The organism is Kaistella sp. (assembly GCF_032060305.1).
Taxonomy (GTDB): Bacteria; Bacteroidota; Bacteroidia; order Flavobacteriales; family Weeksellaceae; genus Kaistella; species Kaistella yananensis.
On record NZ_DAMBHK010000075.1, the window covers coordinates 7,233 to 9,421 of the forward strand.

General features: G+C 43.1%; 2 protein-coding genes and 1 pseudogene. All 3 read left to right on the forward strand.

Annotated features, from left to right (window positions below):
* Positions 1-300, forward strand: a pseudogene (locus tag V5N63_RS09905) (efflux RND transporter periplasmic adaptor subunit); the annotation flags it as partial.
* A gap of 11 nt (positions 301-311) precedes the next feature.
* Positions 312-1,517, forward strand: coding sequence for an efflux RND transporter periplasmic adaptor subunit (locus tag V5N63_RS09910; RefSeq protein WP_332033813.1), 1,206 nt, complete (start codon positions 312-314; stop codon positions 1,515-1,517).
* Between the two features lies 1 nt (position 1,518).
* Positions 1,519-1,980, forward strand: coding sequence for a heme-binding domain-containing protein (locus V5N63_RS09915; protein ID WP_332033814.1), 462 nt, complete (start codon positions 1,519-1,521; stop codon positions 1,978-1,980).
* Positions 1,981-2,189: the final 209 nt, after the last annotated feature.

Below are 2,189 nucleotides of genomic sequence, written 5' to 3' on the forward strand. Positions count from 1 at the left end.
GCGCGCGTCTATTTTGATAATTCCACCGCAAAAATTCCTGTCGGAAGTCAGGTTAAAGCGGAGATTCTGAGCCACAACAGAATGGCAGATTGGTTGCCGAAATCAGCGGTGGTTTCTTTAGGGATTGATAAAATCGCGTTCAAAAAAGTAGAAGGCGGTTTTATTGCCCATAAAGTTGTTACCGGCGCGGTGGTAGGCGATAAAATTCAGATCGTCAGTGGTTTGCTTCCTGAAGATGGAGTTGCCGAAAATGCACAGTACCTGATGGACAGCGAAAGTTTCATAAAAATTAACAGATAAAAATTGATAAGATGAAATTTAATATTTTAATGCTGGCCTTGCTGGTTTTTCTTTACTCCTGTAAAAAGGAGGAAGATCCGCATGCCGGCCACGATATCTACTACACCTGTTCCATGCACCCGCAGGTAGTCTCCGATAAACCCGGAAAATGCCCCATTTGTCACATGGATTTGGTGCCTGTGGAGAAGAAAAAGAATGCGGATCCTAACGAAATTGTTTTGAATGACGAGCAGGTTAAACTTGGGAATATCAAAACAGTCGCGCTATCTGATGGGTCTATGGCCGACAAACTTACCCTGACTGGAACACTCAATTTTAATCAGTACCAAATGCAGGCAGTAAGTTCCAGAGTAATGGGCAGAGTTGAACGGTTGTATTATAAAAACATTGGCGATTTTGTTCCGAAGGGGGCGCCGTTGGTCGATATTTACAGTGAAGAACTCAATAATGCAAAGCAGGAATATTTGCTGGCATTAGAAAGACGCAAACTGTTTGTCGGCAATACTTCCATTGATTTTGATCAGTTGCTCCAAAGTTCCCGCAACAAGCTTTATTTATGGGGAATGTCCGAAAGCCAGATCAAACAGTTGGAAAGATCAGGAAAAGCCACGCCAACCACTACCGTGTTCAGCAATGCAGCCGGCTACATCACCGATCTGAGCATTGCTGAAGGTGATTATCTTGCGGAAGGCGGCACCATCGTGAATCTGGCAGACCTTTCATCGCTGTGGGCGGAGGCGCAGGTTTATTCCTCTCAAATGGCTCTCCTTCAGAAAGACAGCAAGGTCACCGTATATATTCCCGATCTGGATAATTTGAAGATTGATGGGAAGATTGATTTTACAAACCCTGAAATAAGCGCCTCCAGCAGGATAAATCTGGTTCGCATTTCCGTGCCCAACAAAGGAAACATGCTGAAACCCGGTATGCCGGTATATGTTCTTGTGGAAAACAAATCCCGTGATGGTCTTTCAATGCCTGTGGATGCGGTAATCAGGGATGGCAAATCTTCCACGGTGTGGGTGAAAACCGCGAAGAACACCTTCGTCAACAGAATGGTGGAAACGGGTCTCGAATATGAAGACAGAATAGAAATCACATCAGGAATTAAGGCGGGAGACGAAGTAGTGGTCTCCGGAGCATACCTACTGAACAGTGAATTCATTTTCAAGAAAGGGGTTGATCCCATGGCGGGTCACGATATGAGCACCATGTAATATGAGAAAATTGAATATCATAGGCTGGCTGGCGGTGCTAGTGGTGGCTATTGTTTTAGTCATTCAGGTCATACCGGTGGAGCGTAATGTCTCCACCGTTCAGCCAGGTCAAAGTTTTGAAAGAACCCAAAAGGTGACCGCCAACGTGGCTGCTATTCTTAAAGTTTCGTGTTATGACTGTCATTCCAATAACACCCGCTATCCCTGGTATTCGGAATTGCAGCCGGGAGCATATTTTATGGCTCAGCATATTAAAGAAGGCAAAGAAGAACTCAATTTTGATGAGTTCAATGACTATTCAAAAAGACGGAAGAAAGCAAAAATAAAAAGCATCATCAGCCAGATTGAAAAAGACGAAATGCCCTTGAAATCGTACCGCATGATGCACGGAAACGCCAGATTATCAGCAGATAAAAAAAAAGAACTGTTAGATTTTTTTCGTGACAACGAATATAGTAAGTAGCGCAGAACATCAGAAATTACGCTCGACTTTGGTCTTTAGAGTATCAGAAATGGCCGTTTAGAAGGATCGGAAAAGACCATGCTGTAGAATCAACAAATTAATAACAACGTGATGAAATTAAATATTAAAAATATGGTTTGCAGCCGATGTCTCAAAGTGCTTAGGCAAGAGCTTGAACAACTAGGAATTAATGTTTCATCAATTGAACT